At 45.9% G+C, this 18,179-nt stretch carries 17 protein-coding genes; 5 read left to right on the top strand and 12 right to left on the bottom strand.

Annotated features, from left to right (window positions below):
* Positions 1-171 precede the first annotated feature (171 nt).
* From ahpF to R7R78_RS11660, 3 genes are all read right to left on the bottom strand, one after another.
* Positions 172-1,740: an alkyl hydroperoxide reductase subunit F gene (ahpF, locus tag R7R78_RS11650; protein WP_039987737.1), complete on the bottom strand. Its 1,569-nt coding sequence runs from the start codon at positions 1,738-1,740 to the stop codon at positions 172-174.
* Positions 1,741-2,075: 335 nt separating this feature from the next.
* Entirely contained in the window at positions 2,076-2,633 is a 558-nt protein-coding gene (gene ahpC, locus R7R78_RS11655) for an alkyl hydroperoxide reductase subunit C (protein ID WP_005374632.1), read from the bottom strand.
* A gap of 305 nt (positions 2,634-2,938) precedes the next feature.
* Positions 2,939-3,397, bottom strand: a complete 459-nt coding sequence (locus R7R78_RS11660) for a MarR family winged helix-turn-helix transcriptional regulator (RefSeq protein WP_225473600.1) — start codon at positions 3,395-3,397, stop codon at positions 2,939-2,941.
* 137 nt (positions 3,398-3,534) lie between these two features.
* On the opposite strand from R7R78_RS11660, the gene R7R78_RS11665 reads away from it, so the two are divergent.
* Positions 3,535-3,957 (top strand): organic hydroperoxide resistance protein, encoded by a 423-nt coding sequence (locus R7R78_RS11665; RefSeq protein WP_042600226.1) that lies wholly within the window; start codon positions 3,535-3,537, stop codon positions 3,955-3,957.
* Between the two features lie 79 nt (positions 3,958-4,036).
* Here R7R78_RS11665 and R7R78_RS11670 read toward each other — a convergent pair whose 3' ends face one another.
* Entirely contained in the window at positions 4,037-5,134 is a 1,098-nt protein-coding gene (locus tag R7R78_RS11670; protein WP_225473602.1) for a YdcF family protein, read from the bottom strand.
* Between the two features lie 298 nt (positions 5,135-5,432).
* Positions 5,433-6,332, bottom strand: a complete 900-nt coding sequence (locus R7R78_RS11675; protein WP_020195560.1) for an AraC family transcriptional regulator — start codon at positions 6,330-6,332, stop codon at positions 5,433-5,435.
* 184 nt (positions 6,333-6,516) lie between these two features.
* On the opposite strand from R7R78_RS11675, the gene R7R78_RS11680 reads away from it, so the two are divergent.
* Complete coding sequence (locus R7R78_RS11680; RefSeq protein WP_225473605.1) at positions 6,517-7,380, top strand: helix-turn-helix domain-containing protein; 864 nt, start codon at positions 6,517-6,519, stop codon at positions 7,378-7,380.
* A 91-nt stretch (positions 7,381-7,471) separates the two neighbouring features.
* Positions 7,472-8,059 carry a GNAT family N-acetyltransferase gene (locus R7R78_RS11685; protein WP_053303944.1) on the top strand — a complete coding sequence of 196 codons (588 nt, stop codon included), beginning with the start codon at positions 7,472-7,474 and terminating at the stop codon, positions 8,057-8,059.
* Between the two features lie 95 nt (positions 8,060-8,154).
* Here R7R78_RS11685 and R7R78_RS11690 read toward each other — a convergent pair whose 3' ends face one another.
* From R7R78_RS11690 to R7R78_RS11710, 5 genes are all read right to left on the bottom strand, one after another.
* Entirely contained in the window at positions 8,155-8,421 is a 267-nt protein-coding gene (locus tag R7R78_RS11690; protein WP_004746427.1) for a DUF2999 family protein, read from the bottom strand.
* A gap of 79 nt (positions 8,422-8,500) precedes the next feature.
* Entirely contained in the window at positions 8,501-9,625 is a 1,125-nt protein-coding gene (locus R7R78_RS11695) for a lipocalin-like domain-containing protein (RefSeq protein WP_213899051.1), read from the bottom strand.
* Entirely contained in the window at positions 9,625-12,135 is a 2,511-nt protein-coding gene (locus R7R78_RS11700; RefSeq protein WP_005383501.1) for an ABC transporter permease, read from the bottom strand. Before R7R78_RS11700 ends, R7R78_RS11695 begins: the two co-directional genes overlap by 1 nt.
* Positions 12,122-12,832 carry an ABC transporter ATP-binding protein gene (locus tag R7R78_RS11705; RefSeq protein ID WP_225473606.1) on the bottom strand — a complete coding sequence of 237 codons (711 nt, stop codon included), beginning with the start codon at positions 12,830-12,832 and terminating at the stop codon, positions 12,122-12,124. Before R7R78_RS11705 ends, R7R78_RS11700 begins: the two co-directional genes overlap by 14 nt.
* A gap of 487 nt (positions 12,833-13,319) precedes the next feature.
* Complete coding sequence (locus R7R78_RS11710) at positions 13,320-13,565, bottom strand: DUF3297 family protein (RefSeq protein ID WP_005374689.1); 246 nt, start codon at positions 13,563-13,565, stop codon at positions 13,320-13,322.
* A 304-nt stretch (positions 13,566-13,869) separates the two neighbouring features.
* Here R7R78_RS11710 and R7R78_RS11715 point away from each other — a divergent pair, with 304 nt between their 5' ends.
* Both R7R78_RS11715 and R7R78_RS11720 read left to right on the top strand, forming a co-directional pair.
* Positions 13,870-15,591, top strand: coding sequence for an ArnT family glycosyltransferase (locus tag R7R78_RS11715; protein WP_225473609.1), 1,722 nt, complete (start codon positions 13,870-13,872; stop codon positions 15,589-15,591).
* Positions 15,592-15,630: 39 nt separating this feature from the next.
* Positions 15,631-16,632 carry a glycosyltransferase family 2 protein gene (locus R7R78_RS11720; protein ID WP_005395558.1) on the top strand — a complete coding sequence of 334 codons (1,002 nt, stop codon included), beginning with the start codon at positions 15,631-15,633 and terminating at the stop codon, positions 16,630-16,632.
* 20 nt (positions 16,633-16,652) lie between these two features.
* Here the strand turns inward: R7R78_RS11720 and R7R78_RS11725 are convergent, their stop codons facing one another.
* Positions 16,653-17,537 carry a hypothetical protein gene (locus R7R78_RS11725; protein ID WP_225473611.1) on the bottom strand — a complete coding sequence of 295 codons (885 nt, stop codon included), beginning with the start codon at positions 17,535-17,537 and terminating at the stop codon, positions 16,653-16,655.
* Positions 17,527-18,171, bottom strand: coding sequence for a class I SAM-dependent methyltransferase (locus R7R78_RS11730; protein WP_225473613.1), 645 nt, complete (start codon positions 18,169-18,171; stop codon positions 17,527-17,529). The genes R7R78_RS11725 and R7R78_RS11730 overlap by 11 nt, the downstream gene beginning before the upstream one ends.
* Between the last annotated feature and the right edge of the window lie 8 nt (positions 18,172-18,179).

Genomic DNA, 18,179 nt, shown 5'->3' on the forward strand with positions numbered 1-18,179 from the left:
CCCCAAAAAAAAAAACCAAAAAAGCCAGCAGTTAATATCTGCTGGCAAAGTCTTTGGGCTTCTAGGTTTTTTGATTGTATTTCTTGTTACTCATCGCTGTCACGGTGCCCCGATTGGTTTTCCGGGGAAGAAAACACAGCACCGTGCGCTTTGTGCTCAAGAAATTGGAGATTAACCTTGCTTACGGATTAGGTAGTCAAATGCGCCTAAGCTTGCTTTTGCACCTTCACCCATCGCAATGATGATCTGTTTGTAAGGAACGGTTGTTGCGTCACCCGCTGCGAACACACCTTCTAGGCTAGTATCGCCACGGCTACCGACTTCAATCTCACCGCGCTCAGATAGGGCTACTTCTGAATCTTTTAGCCATTCTGTGTTTGGTACTAGACCGATTTGAACAAAGATACCTGACAGTTCAATCTCTTTGATTTCGTCTGTGTTGCGATCTTTGTACTTCAAGCTTGTTACGCGAGTACCGTCACCCACTACTTCTGTTGTTTGCGCCATCGTGATGATGTCTACGTTTGGTAGTGAGTTCGCTTTGTCGATAAGCACTTGGTCTGCACGAAGTACGTCTGCAAATTCAAGAACCGTTACATGTTCTACAATACCAGCAAGGTCGATAGCAGCTTCGATGCCTGAGTTACCACCACCGATAACTGCGGTTTTCTTGCCTTTGAACAGTGGGCCGTCACAGTGTGGACAGTACGCGACACCTTTGTTGCGGTACTCTTGCTCACCCGGAACGTTCATTTCACGCCAGCGTGCACCAGGGCTTAAGATGACACTCTTACTCTTCAGCGTTGCGCCGCTTTCAAGTTGGATGTGAATCAAACCATCTTCTGTGTGTGCTGCGCCCATTAGCTTCTCAGCTTGTTGCTCAGTCACGACGTCTACGTCGTATTCTTTTAGGTGTTCTGCTAGGTCAGTTGCTAGTTTTGGACCTTCAGTGCGTTTCACCGAAATGAAGTTCTCGATTGCCATGGTGTCCATAACCTGACCACCAAAACGCTTAGCAACAACGCCAGTACGAATACCTTTACGAGCGGCGTATAGTGCAGCTGCGCTACCACCAGGACCACCGCCGACAACAAGCACGTCGTATGGGTCTTTTTCGCTCAGTGCTTTCGCCGCTTTCTCGCTCGCGCCGTCATCCACTTTGTTTAGGATTTCAGTCAGAGACATACGGCCTTGACCGAATAGCTCACCGTTCACGAATACACTTGGTACTGCCATGATGTCGCGTTGTTTCACTTCATCTTGGAACAAACCACCGTCGATCATGGTTGCTTTTATTTTCGGGTTGATCGCCGCCATCATGTTGAACGCTTGAACCACGTCCGGACAGTTTTGACACGACAGTGAAATGAAGATTTCTACGTCTAGATCTTTGTCTAGTGCTGCGATTTGCTCAATCACTTCTGGTTCTAGTTTGATTGGGTGGCCGCCAGAGTGAAGCAGTGCCAATACTAGAGAGGTAAATTCGTGACCCATTGGCAAGCCTGCAAAGCGTAGTGCTGTGCCTTTTGCTGGGTTAGTTACCGCCATCACTGGTTTACGTGCGCTTGCGTTGTCGTCACGTTCAACGGTGATTAGGTCGCTCATCTCTGCGATTTGGTTCGCTAGAGACAAAATGTCATTCGATGCTTTGCTTTCATCTAGACTAACCACTAAACGAACTTCTTCTTTTACATTAGCCAGATATTGTTTGAGTTGTTGTTGGATCGCTTGGTCTAACATAGTTGTTACTACCTTAATTAAATAGTTACCAATCAAAACAAGTATTTGTTCATTCTTGCTAGCTAAAATCGTTGATAACTGCGTTATAGATTTTGTAGTTAGAGTAACTAGCTATCGAAAATCTATGCCTGGTTCTAAACGATTTTTTCTACGCAATTACTGCACACCTACTTATTCAGATAGGTAATAAAAAGTGGTTACTGTAGATAAAACCTGAGGGGGAGAGAGCAAATCAGGCAGAAGGTCGTCAAGGTATCTAACCTGAAGTGCTCTCTAATTCAGTTCTAATCAGAAAAAGGAAATCGGGAACTGATTAGAACTTAAATTTCAGTGGCTTAGATTTTGCCAACTAGGTCTAGTGATGGAGCTAGTGTCTCTTCACCTTCTTTCCATTTAGCTGGGCAAACTTCGCCTGGGTGAGCTGCTACGTATTGAGCTGCTTTCACTTTGCGTAGTAGGTCTTCTGCGTCACGACCGATACCTTCAGCAGTGATTTCCATTGCTTGGATAGTACCTTCTGGGTCGATTAGGAACGTAGCGCGGTCTGCAAGACCTTGACCTTCACGCATCACACCGAAGTTGTTTGTGATGTTGCCTGTTTGGTCGCCAAGCATGTAGTACTGAATCTTACCGATTGTGTCTGAGCTGTCGTGCCATGCTTTGTGAGTGAAGTGTGTGTCAGTTGATACTGAGTAAACTTCTACGCCACGTTTTTGTAGCTCTTCGTAGTGGTCTGCTAGGTCGCCCAGTTCTGTTGGACATACAAACGTAAAGTCTGCTGGGTAGAAGAAGAATACTGCCCATTTACCTAGAACGTCTTGTTCTGTTACTTCAACGAATTCGCCGTTTTTGTACGCTGTAGCTGCAAATGGTTTGATTTGAGTATTAATCATAATTTACTTTCCTTTGAATGTTTTAAGCTGAGCTGTTGTTGCTTTCGGAAAGTATATTCTCATCGGAGTGTGTTTAAGGAAAATCGCTTGTAACTATCCTATTGATAGCCATTTCCTATTTCACTTGATAGGGAAATCCGATGTAAGTGAGTTTGCTTTGATAGGTTTTATTGAAGATTAAGGCAGAGTTGCAATAGAGAATACCGATGATTACTTTGAGTAGATCTTCTCGCTAAGATCGAAAGAGCCTGCATCTCGGCAGGCTCTTTCTAATAGGAAGTGTGGAAGCGGATGCTTCTATCTTGTTAGCTCAGATTATCGAGCACTTTGCCACACAACTTCTTCAGCATGATCATTTCATCCAGCTCTAAGGTGATTTTACACATCATGGCGTTTGGCACTGACTTGGCTTGTTCTTTAAGGTCACGACCTTGCTCGGTTAGGTTGAGTACGCGAACGCGTTCATCGGTTTCACTGCGACCACGCTCTACATAGCCTTTTGCTTCTAAGCGTTTAAGTAGCGGCGTGAGTGTGCCTGAGTCCAAATACAGTTGTGACCCCAACTCTTTAACGCTGGCACCGTCTTTCTCCCACAGTACCATCATCACTAAGTACTGCGAGTAAGTCAGATCAAGCTCGTCCAATAACGGGCGGTACGCTCGGATCACTGCATTTGCTGCGCTGTAGAGCGGGAAGCAAACTTGGTTTTCGAGTAAGAGTTTATCGTCGTCGGTCATGGTGTTGTCGGTGTAACACTGGCTCATTGGCGTTGCCTACCTGATCACAGAGAAAGAAAGTCATAAAATAAATTGTGCACAATATAGTTGCAAACGATCTTTACTTCGATATAAGATTGCAAGCAATTAAATTGCGCACAACTTAAATTAAGAAGGACACTCGCATGACTACTCTATACAAAACTCAAGCTACCGCTTTGGCTGGTCGTAATGGTCAAGTAAAAACAGATGACGGTCTTCTCGATCTAGAGCTGTCATACCCGAAGGAAATGGGCGGCACAGGCGCAGCAACTAACCCAGAACAGCTGTTTGCCGCGGGCTATTCAGCATGTTTTTCTAACGCGATTCTGCACGTAGCGCGTGAAGGTAAAGTAAATCTGAAAAGTGCACCCGTAACAGCGCAAGTGGGCATCGGTCCGAACGATAACGGTGGCTTTGCACTAACAGTGAGCCTAGCGGTAGAGCTAGACATGCCACAAGAACAAGCACTAGAGCTAACGCGCATTGCACACCAAGTTTGCCCATATTCAAACGCAGTTCGTGGCAACATTGATGTGGCAGTAACGGTAAACGGCGAAGCGATTTAAGCGGTTTCAACCACTGCACAAAGACAAGAAAGCCTGCAAGTACGCAGGCTTTTTTTTGATTGGTATGAGTCGAGAATACTTAACGCGACTCTAGCGGGTAAGAGCGGTAGCTCCACATACCGTAGGTACGCAGTGCATCGCGGTAGATACCAAGCAATTCGCCATCGCTGGCTTTGGCTAAGTCTTTCAGTGGCTTGTCTGGATAGCTCACTGTGTCAAAAGTGATGTCTTGCGGGCCAGTTTGCCAGCTTGCGATTTCAAACAAGGTTTGACCACGGCGCACATGGCTCGCTGAGCTGATGATGGTCGCGTGCTTGATGTTATGACGTGCCAATGCGTAGCTGCTGAATAGGGCGTTACCTACCGTGCTGGTGGCGTAGTTTTCTTCAATGATGCGATCTTTGCTGATGCCTTTTTCAATCAGCCAATCTGCCATTAATTTGCCTTCGGTTTTGTGGTTCTTCGGTACACCACCCGTCAACACGATCAACGCGTCTGGGCTTGCTTTCGCCATGGCTAGCGTGGTTTCCAGACGCTCAACCAAGATTTGATGCATTGAACCATCTGGGTTCAGCGCGTATCCCAACGTGACTATAGCGCCTTTGTCATCCAGTTTGCCTTTATCGGCTTTCTCTTTTAGTGGCGTTGCAAGTACGCGGTCTACGGTGTCGAAGATGCGTTGGATATCTGCCGCTTTACCTGCATTGAGCTTCATGAGCGTCGCCATGTGTTTCGCTGATTCTGCTTGGTTGCCCTCAAAGCGTTGCCATACCGCTAAGTAAGCGTGCAAATCCACATCGTCTGGTGCGACAGAAAGAGCTTGTTCAAATAGTTCAATCGCGCGGTCTGCATTCTTGTTGTAGATCTGTGCGTTTGCCGCAGAAATCAGTAGGTCAGTGCGGTACGGCTCGAGTTTGTATGCTTCTAGTAAGCGGTCGGTAACAATCTCCATGTTGCTCGGCATTTTGGCGGTAAAACCCGCATGCGAGATACGCGCAGGGGATTTGAATGCTTGTACTGCGTCGTTGAGAAGTTGGTCGACAACCTGGCGTTTAGTGACGATCTGTGAGTAATCGGCGGAAGATTGGACAGCAGCATCGTTAGCCGCGATAGAGTATGGGGCAGCAGTCAGCGCAATCACGCTACCAAGAGCAATGGCAAGTAAGTTCTTCTTCATGGAATGTCCTAGAGGTGCTGTAGTACCTAGTTTTTATTGTGCCTAGCGTTGTAGGTCGAACGGGGTCGATGGAGTTTTTTCAGTCTAGGTTCGCTTCATGAATAATCTGTGAAATGAATCCCAACTCAGCCGAGCGAATGAATGCGCGTGCTCAAAACGCGAAGTAGGATCACGAAAATACTGAGGTATTCATTCGTGTTCTAAGTAGTTGGATTAAAAGATAAACAGCGTTTGGAAGAACGGACTTAATCAACCAGAGTAAGAAATGAAAAAGCCTGCAACGATGCAGGCTTTTGGTTTATTTGATGGCGGTGCAGAAGCTAACGTCTGCATGATGCGTTTGTGGGTCGAAGCTGTGGTAAAGCTCAAAGCAAGGACGGTCGTCGTTCTCAATACCGGATTCAATTACCTTGCTCATGACATCATCCCATGCTTTTGAGTATTGGCTCGGGTCAGTAATGTGCTGGCGCATCACCGCATATTGACCACCGGGGAAGTCTTGCAGCTCAATGCCTTTTGGAACTTCCGTATCTTCTGGCACCATCAAGCAGATATCAGTGCGACACTTCTCGTCTGGCGTGATTTCTGGGTTGTCGTGGTAGATAAAGATGCAGGTATTGCCCGCCAAACCTTTCATTCCTGCCCATTGATACAAGCGACCTGATGGCTCTTCATAGCCTTGGCCGTAAGGGCCGTTTACACGAATGTAAGCCAGTTTTGCTTTTTCAAAGTTTTGCGTTTCCATTGTCGTGCTCCATTTGGTGAGTTCAGAGCCAGTATATGAATCGCTTGGTGTTACTTCGTTTCCATTCTTGCGCAACGTGTGTCCAATCTTGCTGTTTCGTGCTAATTCAGAAAATTGCTGGTAGTTTTCGCAGTCACGAAAGGCTGTAGGCGTGACGCCATAATGTTGTTTGAAGGCTTTGGCTAAGCTCTGTGAGCTAGAAAATCCGTACTCTAGGGCAATGTTCAATACCGGTTGCTTGGATTTGAATAAGTCATCGGCGGCGGCTTCTAGACGCAAACGTCGAATGAAGTCGGCCAATGTTTCGCCTTGCACGGCTTTGAAGGTGCGATGAAAGTGATAAGGGGAAAGGTTCGCCAGCGCGGCCACTTCTGGTAGGTTGAGCGGTTCATTAAAGTGTTGTTCTAAATAACGAATCACAGGAACCAGTCGTTGGTGGTAGTCGACGCGCATCGTGGTATTTCCTTGTTCTTTTCAGCTTGTATTCTCTGCTCAAAGCCTACCGCAATCCAACAAGCTTGCAAGGGATCAGGGTGAGAAATGCGTGGCGAGATGAGCGTCAATCAGTCACACTCAACGAGCAGGTGTTTAGGCAAATACGTTGCGCTCATTATCTTTACTAACCACTAGGACAATCATGATAGCTTGGAAACAGTCTCTGTCAGAGTACGAATGGCTCATTCATCAAATTTGGTACTTGGAAGTGCCAGAGGGTGAAGTCATTGACCCCAAGCCGCACCTTATTCCAAACCCGCGTGCTCATTTACTCTTTACGCCATCAGAGCAAGGCTACAGCTACGACACGGGAGACACAACGCTTGCTGGCAAAGGCTGCCACTTATTAACGGCTAACGAACACTTGCTGTTGTTGGAAGATACAGCTCCTATCAAGCGTATCGGCATCACCTTTCGCCCAGAGGGTTTGTATGCCATTGAATCACGGTTTAGTGATGCACCCCAAGTAGCTGCAATTAACCAATGCGAATGGTTTGATTGGCTCAACACGGCGTTTGATGTGCGCTTTCAACAAGGGTTATGGCAGCTAGAGTTGCAAGATTCACCGCAATGTTTGCTGAACTACATCAAACAACATTTAGATGCGTTAGATATCGCCCCTTGCCGTACCAAACCGTTTTTGGCGTCACAAAAAGCGGTGTCCGTGATGGACGCTCAAGCATTACGCTCACTTGAGCTAGCGATGGATATTGATGAGGTGGCCAAACAGTGCGCCTGTTCTCGAAGAACGCTTGAGCGCAGTTTCAAGCAAGTGGTGGGGTTGAGCGTTAAGCAGTATCAACAAATGGCACGTCTGGAGCAGATGATTTTGACTCTCTACAAGCAACAAGAAGCGATTGATTGGGCGAGCTTCTCACAGCAATTTGGTTTCAGTGACCAATCGCATTTGATTCGTACCCTCAAACAGCAGCTAAGAAAAACGCCGAGCAAATACTTGAAAAAGCGCGACTTAACCATCGATATCTATGGCGACTTTGAGTCGTAATTCATTGCTAATCAGCCCGAAAGTTGTCGCAAAAATCCAATTTTTCTCTTATCCGCTGAGCTACTATTTTCAGCAGATAACGAGGTAACACATGTCATATCAAAAACTAAAACAAGGCGAAGCCATCCCATTTAACGAATCGTTGACTATCCAACTGATTCAAGGCTCTGATCTACAAGATATTATCGAGATGTTGAACGATGATAAGGTCAATCAGTATCTGTTCTTCGCACCTGCTGACAACAGCCTATATGAGGGTTTCTTTGGCCCTATTATTGAAAATACGGCACAAGCGATTAAAGACAGTGTTTGGCCAGATAGCCCAACGTTCGTGATTCGTGACCAACAAGGCCAGTACATGGGAATGTGTGCAGTGACCGCAGTGATGTTCTTAACTGGCAACTACGAAGTAGGTTATCAATTACCAACTTGTGCATGGGGTAAAGGCGTTGCGACTCGCGCTTGCCAAATGATGACCGAGATTGGATTTACTGAGCTAAACGCCCATAAAGTCAGTGCGGATTGCTACGCTTTTAATGCTGGCTCTTACAAGACGTTAGAGAAAAACGGTTTTACTCAAGAAGGCCGTCAGAAAGACTACTACAAACTAGAGCAAGGCTTTGACGACAAGCTTTACTACGGTATGACCGCAGAACAATTCGCGTCTTTAAATCGCTAATAATTAGCTGACAAAAAGTAGCGAACAAAAAAGGCCGTTAACCCACATGCTCGGGTTAACGGCCTTTTCTATATTCAGCGCTAAATGGCTAAGACTTAGTTGCCTTGGTTTTGGCTTTGAAGCTTCTCTTTTGCTTCTTCAACCTTTGAGAAATCCAATCCCAACTCGTCTACGGCTTCTTTGATTAGCGCAGGGTTTTGCATCACTTGCGCCATCAGCATTTGTAGCTTGTCTTGTGGCAAACCTAGTTGGCTGATGGTTGCCATTGCTGCGAGCGGGTTTTGCGTCAGAGTCTGGAAGATTTCGTTGATCTGTTCATCGCTGATGTTGTTCTCTTTCAGCAAGGCGATAATTGGGTTCATCATATTTCCTTTCAATCAGTGTATGACTTGGTTGCCAGTATTTGTTCTAGCAGAATAATTGGGGCTCCCGCGCAATATTTCAATACCCTGTTAGCTCCATGTAACCCGTCCCAGAATGAGAGCCATCAATACGCACCGGGCCTTCCCAATAAGGCACAGAAAGGGGCATTTTTGCGTTCGGGTTGAGTGCAGAAACCGTAAGCTCAATTTGCTGGTTCGGAATCGACACTCGCCACTGGGTTGGATAATTGCGACCTTGGATTTCTGTTTGCTTGGTCGCCTCTAACTGAATGTCTTTCTGTGGGATAGCGATGCCAGCCCCATCTTGCTGCATCAGCCTTGCGCTGGAGTAACTGGCTTGACCGGTTTTGGAATCCCGCAACTGGAACACCACCAAGCTGGTGTCGTCACTCAATCTTAGGGCAAACCAGTCCCAGCCTTGTTGTGAGTCGAGTAAGAATTGCGAGCTCCACTCTCGGTCTATCCAGCCTTTGCCCGACACTTGATAGGTTTCGCCGTCGATGGTGACTTCACCGGACACATCAATAAACGGTTGGCTGTAGTAATACGAAGCCACTTGACCATCGGCGCTTTTGGTGCTGTAACCTTGCTCGCCTTGCTTTTGATAAGGCGCGCTGCTGGTAAGCGTCAGCGAATAGCCAAACTGTTCCGAGTTCGCCTTCAATGTGGCAGGGAAGAGGTCGTTGCTTGAAGAGGTCCACTGCCAATCATCGAGATAAACCCGAAATGGTGAAGCATCAACACCTGCTAGAGAGGCTTGGTCACGTGACCATTTTTCATCGGCGTAGTGTTTATCCGTTGTAGTGACCGCGCTGTGCGCCATGTAGATTTGCTGAGTTTGCCATTCGGTTTTCTTCACGTCATCTTCGCCCCTTGGCGGTGGTGGTGGCGGCGCAGCAGCAAAGCGAAATTGTGTCCATTGAACGCCAAGTGGATTGCCGTCTTCATCAATTAAGTTAGCGGTTAAGTACCACCATTCATGACGAAAGTTTGGGTGTGCTTGATGATCGGTAGGAAAGGTGAGTTCAACCCCTTTTTCTACGGGTGTGAATAGGTTGTTCTCGCTTTGCGTATCTCCGCTTCCCAGCAACGTGCCCATATTTTGTTGCTGCGTATCTTCACAACCGAACAGGAATAAGCTGCTTATGAGTAGAGTAGTAAGTTTGCTTGCTAATCGAACCATCACAACACCTCGCTTTGCAAACTGGACACGACAGGCTTACTGACCAATCGCCACAGCGGAATCAAGGTTGCAATCACTGCCACCAAGATGGTGATCGCCGCAATGCTGAGGGCATCACTCCAATTCCACAGATAATTTAGGCTCCAACCAAAAGCGCGCAAGGTGACGATGTCTGTCAGCACATAACCCACCATGGCTCCGAGGGGCAGGGCGATAACCAGAGTAAAACTGACTAAAGCGACGATCTGTCCGACTACCATGGTCATTAATTTACGACGGCTGACGCCAAGTGCATACAGCCTTGCAATAGCGGCTTTGCGCGCGTCGAGCAACATGAAACAAGCACTGAACAAACCTATCACCGCGACCATCAACGTCACGCCGTTGAGCGCGCGCGTAATGGCGAAGGTCTGCGAGAAAATATCCAACGCGATGGATTTGATTTGCGCCTGATCGTAGAGCTGACTTGGATGCAGATTCAATTGCTCACGCAGTTGCTCGTAGACGATTTGTGGTTCACCTGAGACTTTAATGCCAAGGCTAGTCGGCAGGTCGGTAAAGCCACTCTCTTGCCATAATTTGGGTGCCAATAAAACTTCACCATTGGGTGAGCCGTAATCGTGGAATACCGCACCCACAAGCAGGTTCTTATTTGGAACGGCATCAAGCGTGAGCTCGCTACCCAGTGATAAGCCCAGTTTGACCGCGGTTGGCTCGCTGATAGCGACTAACTCACCTTGGTAAAAGTGTGGCCAGAAGTTTTCCAACTGCGATTTGAACACCATGGTTTGTTCTAAGGTGTCTTTGTCTTTGGTGCCAAGCAAAATCGGTAAGCCTTGCAGGTTATCGTCGACGTAGTATTGCTTGTAGACGGTCTCAACCTTGTCGAACTGCCCTAACGCGCGCTCCACATCTGCGATTTCCCCTTGAGCAGGGCTAACGTAAATGTCGGCGTGTAGCCTTTGTTCTAACCACTGTTTTAGGGTGGATTCAAAGCTGCCAACTAGCGTATTCATGCCCATATTGGCTGTAACGGCGAGTAGCAGTGCCATCATGGCGAGAGAAAGCGGAGAAATCAGCTCGCGCAGCTCTGCAAACAGATACTGCATCAAACCAGAACTGGTGCGCTTTTCACACCAATTGGCTAATACGCTGAGTGTTTTGGGTAGATACAAAGGAATCGACACCACAAGCATGCCAAGCCACGCCATGGTGAAGCGGTGATGCTCACTCAGCCATAACCCTGCGAGTGCGAGAGTCGTCAACGCAGCACCTATCACGAACAATTGGTTTTCGTTAGAAGCTTCAGGTGCTTGATAAAATCCACCATGAGAGGAGAGCGGCTGGCGCACTCGCTGTTTAAAGTGCTGCCAACACGCCAATAGGGTTGCGGCTAACGTGAGCAGCAATGCTTGCGCCCACCATTGCCACTGCCAAGTGCCGGGTAACAGTGTCGCGCCATAAAGTTGTTCAAGCGTTAGTGCCACGGTCGGATGTAACCAGTGGCTAAGCTGCATGCCCAATACAAAACCGAGGGAAGCGCCGATGGTAACGAGAATAGTGAGTTCAACTAACAGCGCAGAGAACACAATGCTCGGCGCGACACCCGCCTGTTGGATTTGTACTAACAGACGATTGCGTTTCAGCAAACTGTATTTTACGCCGTTGTAGGCAATGAACAGCCCGACTAAAAAGGCAAGTAAGCTCATTGCTGTGAGATTGAGGTGAAAGCTGTCGGTCAGCGAGCCAAGGTCTGTGCTTTGATTGTTGGAAATCCATTGCCCTTGATCGCCAATCAGCTTCTGCCAATTTGCTTGCGTGTCTTTATTCCCTTTAACACCCGAATGGAAAACCGCAATGTAACTGAGCTGTCCTTGTTTATTGAGCAGTTGCTGGGCAAAACCAATGTCCATCAACATTCGGCTACCTAACTGCCATTCGTCGGGTAGCACCACCACTTGGGTTGGAATGTCGTCCAGAGTTAGGGTTTCTACTTCTCCTAAGTTTTGATGTTGAGATTGACTCATCATCACGATTGGCTTGCCAGCTAAAAGCTCAGGTAAAGGTAACGCACTATCGAACAAAGATACGTTTTGTTGGTTTTCTGAAGAATAGCGCGAACGTGAAGAGATGGCGGCAATCAACTCGCTGCCTTGTACTGACCAGCGACGCCCTTGTTCGTCTCTCACTCGCCCTTCGATTACAGGTAGCGCTGCACTGAGCCCGTTTTGTCTAAGGGTGAAGTAGAGCGATTCGGGCAGATAGTTTTGCCCTGCTGGTGGAATAATTACGTTCTGAGCTTGTGCGCTAAGCTGCTCGGTAGACTCCGCATAACTGCGCTTGGCATTGAGGTTGATGGCTTGCACCGCAACAAACAAGGTCACAGCCAACACGATACCGATCAGAATTGCGGTGGCTTGCAGTGGTGCCTGCCGATAGTGCGTTGCAAACAGATTCAGGGCGAGTCGAGTATGAGTGAATCTGGTGGTTGATAGCTTAGCTTGCTTCATGGCGAAGCTCATGTTTGTTTACTTGATGACTGTTCTGTAGCTGACTATTATCCAATCGCAGCCGTGTTTTCATAAACTCCGCGCAGTCAGGACTGTGGGTGACTAACAGCACTGCCGTATTGCCTTGGGTGGTGATTTCACTGAGTAGTTTCATCACTTCTAACCCCGCTTTTTGGTCAAGGTTACCTGTGGGTTCATCAGCAAGTAGCAGTTTAGGTTTGTGTGCTAATGCGCGCGCAATAGCGACTCGTTGCTGTTGACCGCCGGAAAGGGCAGAAACATGTCTGTCGAGAAGTTGGCTAATGCCTAGAGTCTCGACCAAATAATTGCACCAGTCATTCCATTTCTGCTGATTCAAATGCAGAGAGAAGGCGATGTTTTGCTGCACGTTGAGCGGCGTTAACAAGTTGAATTGCTGGAAGATAACACCGAGTTTTTGGTGTCGAAATCGGCTCCATTGTGGGTCTTTCCAAGCCGCCGTGTTATCACCATCTAACCACAACTCACCTTCGGAAAGTGGCTCAAAGCCAGCGATGACATTGAGTAAGGTACTTTTGCCGCTGCCACTTGCGCCCGTCAGCGCAACACTCGCTCCTGTGTTCAACGTAAAGTCGACGCCTTCCAACACGCGATGTGTCTCTTTGCCATCGACAAAGCTTTTGCTGGCGTGTTTGAGTGTGACAAGTGGGCTTTCCATTTCCTCTCCCTGTATTCAAAAGGTGTCGTTTCTTTTGGCAATGGCTATTGCAGTTAGTTCTCTAGAAACTTTAGACAACAATCAGATAAAAACAGCGATTCACATCGAGTTTAGGGTCTGTTGACCTTTCGAGCTGATTTTTGCAGCGAATTGTTGGGTGTTTGTGCAAGGCAGAAGCTTTGATGTGTAGTTAGCCTACATGAAAAAGCTGATAACGCAGGAGAAATGACCAACAAACGCTGCCCAAAGGGTTCGGTTAAAATCGTTCTATGCTTTGTTAAGGAGTATTTACTTAGAATGCTAGGCTACACACTCCTTGCCTCGCCTAAAACGATTTTATCTCGAACAAAACTTAATCTCGAAAGATAAACAGACCCTCCTTTGTACTGAAAAGAAGAGGGAATAGATTAAACGAGAAGGGGATATGACAGGCATTAAAAAAGCCCGAGTCAGACTCGAGCTTTCAAAGAAATTCAGCGTGGTTAGCTTACACGTAGTACGCTTCAACTTCGCCTTTAAGTTTGATTAGCATTGGGTTACCGAAACGGTCTTTTGCTTTAGGAGAAGCAATTTTTACCCAACCTTCGCTGATGCAGTATTCTTCTACGTCAGTACGCTCTTGGCCGTTGATACGAATACCGATTTGGTGCTCGAAGCATTCTTTGATGAAGAATGGGCTACGTGGGTTACCTGCTAGGCGATCTGGTAGAGCTGGTTTAGCTGTATCTGTCATGTTTGTGACCTAAATTCCGTAAAAAGTGCGCCATTGTAGTCAGTGCACAGTGAGTGTTCAAGATATGTTGAGAGACTTAATACTAAAGCCTTTTGAAATAATGCAAAGTTTCCCGCTTTCAAAGTGTGGAATAAAAACACGGTCTCGTTGCTCAACGGTGTTTTGCTCTCGAAACTTCTCCTGCCACCCCTTATTTGGTTTTGAATCATGACTATACTCATTACTGGCAGTTCTAACCTTATTCATACAACTTAATGTCTCAGAGCATGCCACTAGTCGAGAAACGATTAACAAGGAAGGGTGAATGAAGACTGTTGAACAGGTTAATAAACGTCATTTATCGGATAGAGATACTACCTCTAGCACTTCTATTTTTCTTTGTATTCTAATCGTAGTGGCTGTAATCGCTCGGTTTTTTGTTGCGTTTAATTACGAAGTAAATTGGGACGAGTTTTATTACCTATCTTTTGTGCATCGGTTTATTAACGGCGAGGTGATTAATAGTTTCCAAACCTTTCACATTCACTTCTTTACTTGGCTGAGTGGTGTATCAGATAACGATGTTGACCAGATCATTGTGGCGAGAGTCGTTATGGTCTTCTTTCAATTACTCACGGGATTTTATCTATACAAGTTATGTCGATTGTACTGCAGCAAATCGGCGGCACTTTTTGCGGTGCTTGCCTATTTTTCTTTTGTGTATAATGTTCGTATGGGGGCCAGTTTTCGTACTGATCCTATCGCGACATGTATGATCATGGCGGCGCTGTATTATGTGTTTAGTACAACATTTTCTTGGCGTGTATCCATTCTTGCTGGTGTCCTTACGGCTGTCGCCTTGCTCGTCACTTTAAAGACCGCTCTGTATATCCCGACTTTTATAGGCATAGTTTTAACCTCGCTTTATTGGTCGCGAAATCGTAAGCGTTATTTTAGGCAAGTTCTCATGTATGGAGTCGCAATACTGGTTGCCTTTGCGATGCTATACAGTTGGCATTACTTCTCTATACATGGAGCGAGTTCGGTTGGTGATGCAGGAACGATGTTCGGTGCTGCGGATAAGACACTAAACCAGCGCGAGCTTTTTCCTCGATTGTTTTACTTTGTTCATTCAGTTTCGACGAACTCATGGTATTGGTTAGCTCTTTTCATTGGTATTGGTACTGCTGTTTATGCGTGTTTTTCGCAAAAGCTATTAAGCCGTGAGTCATCGATTAAGTTTTTGTGCCTAAGTTTATTACTCTTCACTTTGCTCTTTTATCGCAACGCTTTCCCATACTATTACTCTTTTATGCTTGCTCCAGTGAGTGCTTTGTTTGCTGTGGCTTGGGTTGGTATCCAGAATTTCACTAACGCAAGAGTTGCACAATTTTTTAATTTTATTGTTCCCTGCTTGTTTGCGGTATCCATTGTGGTGAATGGTTTTGTTTTACCGATAAAAAGCAACTTGGCCTACCAGCGTCAGTTTCTTGATGAAATACATAAAATCTTTCCTCAGCCTGTTGCTTATATTGATCGATGCTCCATGGTTCCGACTTTTTCAAAACAAGGTTTTTTCATGAGTACGTGGGGTTACGAAGATTATATTGCGAGAAACATCCCCGTTATTCGCAATGCAATAGAGCAAGACAATCCGGCTTTTGTACTGGTTAATTCGCACTATTTAGATGTGTTTGGCCCTGACAAAACCGATAAAGGGCTATTAAGGCAAGATATTCAAGCGTTAAGGCAGAACTACATTCATCATTGGTCGCATCTGTATGTTGCAGGAAAGACGTTTGAACTGACGCCCAACTCTCTTAGTCGGGAAGTTAAGGTCAACATCGAGGGCGTATATACGCTTGAAGCTAGCAATAGTCTTCTGATTAATGGCAAGGTTTGGTTGGCAGGTCAAGCACGGTACTTGGCGCGGGGGGGCTATGAATTAGTGTCGAAAGAGCCAGGTAAAGTCGTTCTGCGTTGGGGAGATAACCTGTACCGACCTCGCAATCTTGAAGAGAAGCAGAGGTTATTTACCGGCTTCTAATACGCACAGTAATGTTGATTCAGAACATGAGGAGCAAGCATGAAGTTAATTGTTCAAATTCCGTGCTTTAACGAAGCGGACAATATTGCTGATGTTATTCGCTCAATACCAAAGCGCGTTGATGGTATCGCTAAGATAGAGATTCTAATCATCGATGATGGTTCTACGGATGGTACTTCAGAAGTCGCACGCAAGTGTGGTGTTGAGCACATTATTACTAACCAGGGCAATAAGGGGCTTGCTTACTCATTTCGAAGAGGGATTGAGGAGTGCCTTCGTCTTCATGCTGATATCATTGTGAACACCGATGGCGATAATCAATATAATGGGGCCGATATTCCGCACTTGGTTAAGCCTATTATCGAGCACAAAGCAGAAATTGTTGTTGGTGACCGAGGAGGGTATAGCAATACACATTTCTCTGTATTTAAACGATGTTTACAAGTGTCGGGGAGCTTTATTATTGCCAAAGCGACGGGATTGGATGTTAAAGATGCTGTGAGTGGTTTTCGCGCAATATCGAGAAGTGCGGCACAACAACTTAATATCGTATCGGATTTTAGCTACACAATAGAAATGTTGATTCAAGCAAGTGCAAAAAGGATTGGTGTGGTTTCGGTGCCAATCCGAACTAATGAAAAAACGCGAGAGTCCCGTCTGTTTAAGAGCATTCCGCAGTTTCTAAAAATGTCGCTCTCTACCTTGGTCAGGGTTTATACCATGTATCGACCTCTGCAAGTGTTTTTGTTTATTGGCTCGGTGGCGATGATTTGTGGTGTGATTCCCATTATGCGATTCCTGTATTTCTTTTTAAATGGAGCAGGAGATGGCCATATTCAGTCATTGGTCTTGGGGTCAACGCTACTTATCTTGGGTTTCATCACTTTATTGATGGGGTTGGTGGCCGATCTAATAGGGTTCAATCGAAAGCTGACCGAAAAAGTATTGCACCGAATTGAGGTATTGGAAGAAAAGCTGGAGCATCAGGAAAAGTTGCCCACTTATCAGTTTGAAACCAAGCGAAAACGATCTGGAGAGTAATAGCGAGTTACCTCGATACTTTAAAGAAGTGAGTTATTTGATACGGCTTGCTTAGGCCTAAATAAACTCGAGATAGCGAAGAACAACATATCCCCTAGAACCGTGACGATTCTGGAAACAAGGACTGCAACTAAGAGTGTATCTTCAATACTCGGCGAATCTAGAAGTGTGATTAAAACAGCCTCTCGGACACCCAACCCTGCAGGAGAACCTGGGGTGGCAAACCCTATTAACCATGCGATGATGAAGTAACAAGATGTATGTAAAAATGTCTCTAAAGTTGGAGTTAGATTGTCGTTTAGCGTAAAAAATATGAGTGAGAAAATGCCGCCCGATACCAAAAAAAAGCAGAGATAAAGCCCACAAGCTTTTAGGTAATTGCGACTGGCTATCAAGCTTAATATTGATCCGGTGATCACGATAAATCCAGCGAATAAAGTCATCTCGTACCCCATTAAACTAGGGAAGTACTCATTCAGCAGAAAGACGCCAAACGAACCAGCCGCAATACCCATCAACCCTATTTCCCATAAGGTCGATTTCAGTAATACATTATTCTTAATTCCGTGTTGTACGCCAATTACTTGTCGGCTAGCGAATTGGAAAATGTTTCCAGGTAGATACTTAGCAATTTGAGATCCGCCAAACACCCAAATAGCAGTTGATGCAGACAAAGTATATTCACTGTTCGCGACTAAAAGTCGCCACGCCATAGAAAGAACATAATTGCCAAAGGCGTAGAGGCCTATGCAAAAAATAAATACCAGATAGGAGTAAGAGGGAATATCCTGAATATTCAGTTGCTGCGAGTATGTAGAGAGCTTGATTAATACAAAGGCGATGGAAAAAATAGTAATGATTCGCCCAACCCAACTTAATATGAATTTACTCTTATTATGTTTCATGATTCACACGCTGGCATAAAACCATGGTCCAAGGAATGGGAGAGCGTACTTCGAGAATCTCAAAGTGTTGATTGAGCAAAGTCAGAAAGGTATTCTTGGACCAGTGTTGGATATGTCCGGGAGTATTGCCCCAACTGTTTAAATATTTACCTCTTGCCATGTTTAACGCACACCACAACGGCTCTCTTGGCACACTAAAAATGTAATAGTCAGTATCGAGATCTTGCAATGTTGCTAGTGCTTGCTCGGGATGCTCTAGGTGTTCCAAGACCTCACAACAAACAACAAGGTCAGCAGAATCAGTGTTTCTAGCAACGTCATACACACTTTTTTGTTCAAACAAAATGTCTTCCAAGTTGTGTGCTTGGGCATTGTCTCTTGCTAGTTGAATCACTTGTTGGGAGAAGTCACTCCCTTTCACACGGATCCCTTGTTGATGCCATTTAAGTGCCCAGACTCCTTCTCCGCAGCCGATTTCGTGTATCGACTTTGGTGTGACCATATCAACCAGTTGCGATAAATGATGATCGAAATTGCTCATCATTTTTCTGGCGATGGGGTTCTGAGTATTGTATTTGTCGTAATAGTTTCCGACAGGGATCCCCTGCTCTTCGATACCTTTAGATATTTTCATGGCGTACT

This window comes from Vibrio sp. 2134-1 (assembly GCF_033339495.1).

Bases quoted from the DNA above. Each gene is read 5' to 3' on its own strand.
- R7R78_RS11665 (WP_042600226.1), top strand. From the start codon at position 3,535: ATGACTACTCTATACAAAACTCAAGCTACCGCTTTGGCTGGTCGTAAT.
- R7R78_RS11710 (WP_005374689.1), bottom strand. From the start codon at position 13,565: ATGACAGATACAGCTAAACCAGCTCTACCAGATCGCCTAGCAGGTAAC.
- R7R78_RS11730 (WP_225473613.1), bottom strand. From the start codon at position 18,171: ATGAAAATATCTAAAGGTATCGAAGAGCAGGGGATCCCTGTCGGAAAC.
- R7R78_RS11670 (WP_225473602.1), bottom strand. From the start codon at position 5,134: ATGAAGAAGAACTTACTTGCCATTGCTCTTGGTAGCGTGATTGCGCTG.
- R7R78_RS11700 (WP_005383501.1), bottom strand. From the start codon at position 12,135: ATGAAGCAAGCTAAGCTATCAACCACCAGATTCACTCATACTCGACTC.
- ahpC (WP_005374632.1), bottom strand. From the start codon at position 2,633: ATGATTAATACTCAAATCAAACCATTTGCAGCTACAGCGTACAAAAAC.
- R7R78_RS11685 (WP_053303944.1), top strand. From the start codon at position 7,472: ATGTCATATCAAAAACTAAAACAAGGCGAAGCCATCCCATTTAACGAA.
- R7R78_RS11660 (WP_225473600.1), bottom strand. From the start codon at position 3,397: ATGAGCCAGTGTTACACCGACAACACCATGACCGACGACGATAAACTC.
- R7R78_RS11680 (WP_225473605.1), top strand. From the start codon at position 6,517: ATGATAGCTTGGAAACAGTCTCTGTCAGAGTACGAATGGCTCATTCAT.
- R7R78_RS11675 (WP_020195560.1), bottom strand. From the start codon at position 6,332: ATGCGCGTCGACTACCACCAACGACTGGTTCCTGTGATTCGTTATTTA.
- ahpF (WP_039987737.1), bottom strand. From the start codon at position 1,740: ATGTTAGACCAAGCGATCCAACAACAACTCAAACAATATCTGGCTAAT.
- R7R78_RS11715 (WP_225473609.1), top strand. From the start codon at position 13,870: ATGAAGACTGTTGAACAGGTTAATAAACGTCATTTATCGGATAGAGAT.
- R7R78_RS11725 (WP_225473611.1), bottom strand. From the start codon at position 17,537: ATGAAACATAATAAGAGTAAATTCATATTAAGTTGGGTTGGGCGAATC.
- R7R78_RS11690 (WP_004746427.1), bottom strand. From the start codon at position 8,421: ATGAACCCAATTATCGCCTTGCTGAAAGAGAACAACATCAGCGATGAA.
- R7R78_RS11720 (WP_005395558.1), top strand. From the start codon at position 15,631: ATGAAGTTAATTGTTCAAATTCCGTGCTTTAACGAAGCGGACAATATT.
- R7R78_RS11695 (WP_213899051.1), bottom strand. From the start codon at position 9,625: ATGGTTCGATTAGCAAGCAAACTTACTACTCTACTCATAAGCAGCTTA.
- R7R78_RS11705 (WP_225473606.1), bottom strand. From the start codon at position 12,832: ATGGAAAGCCCACTTGTCACACTCAAACACGCCAGCAAAAGCTTTGTC.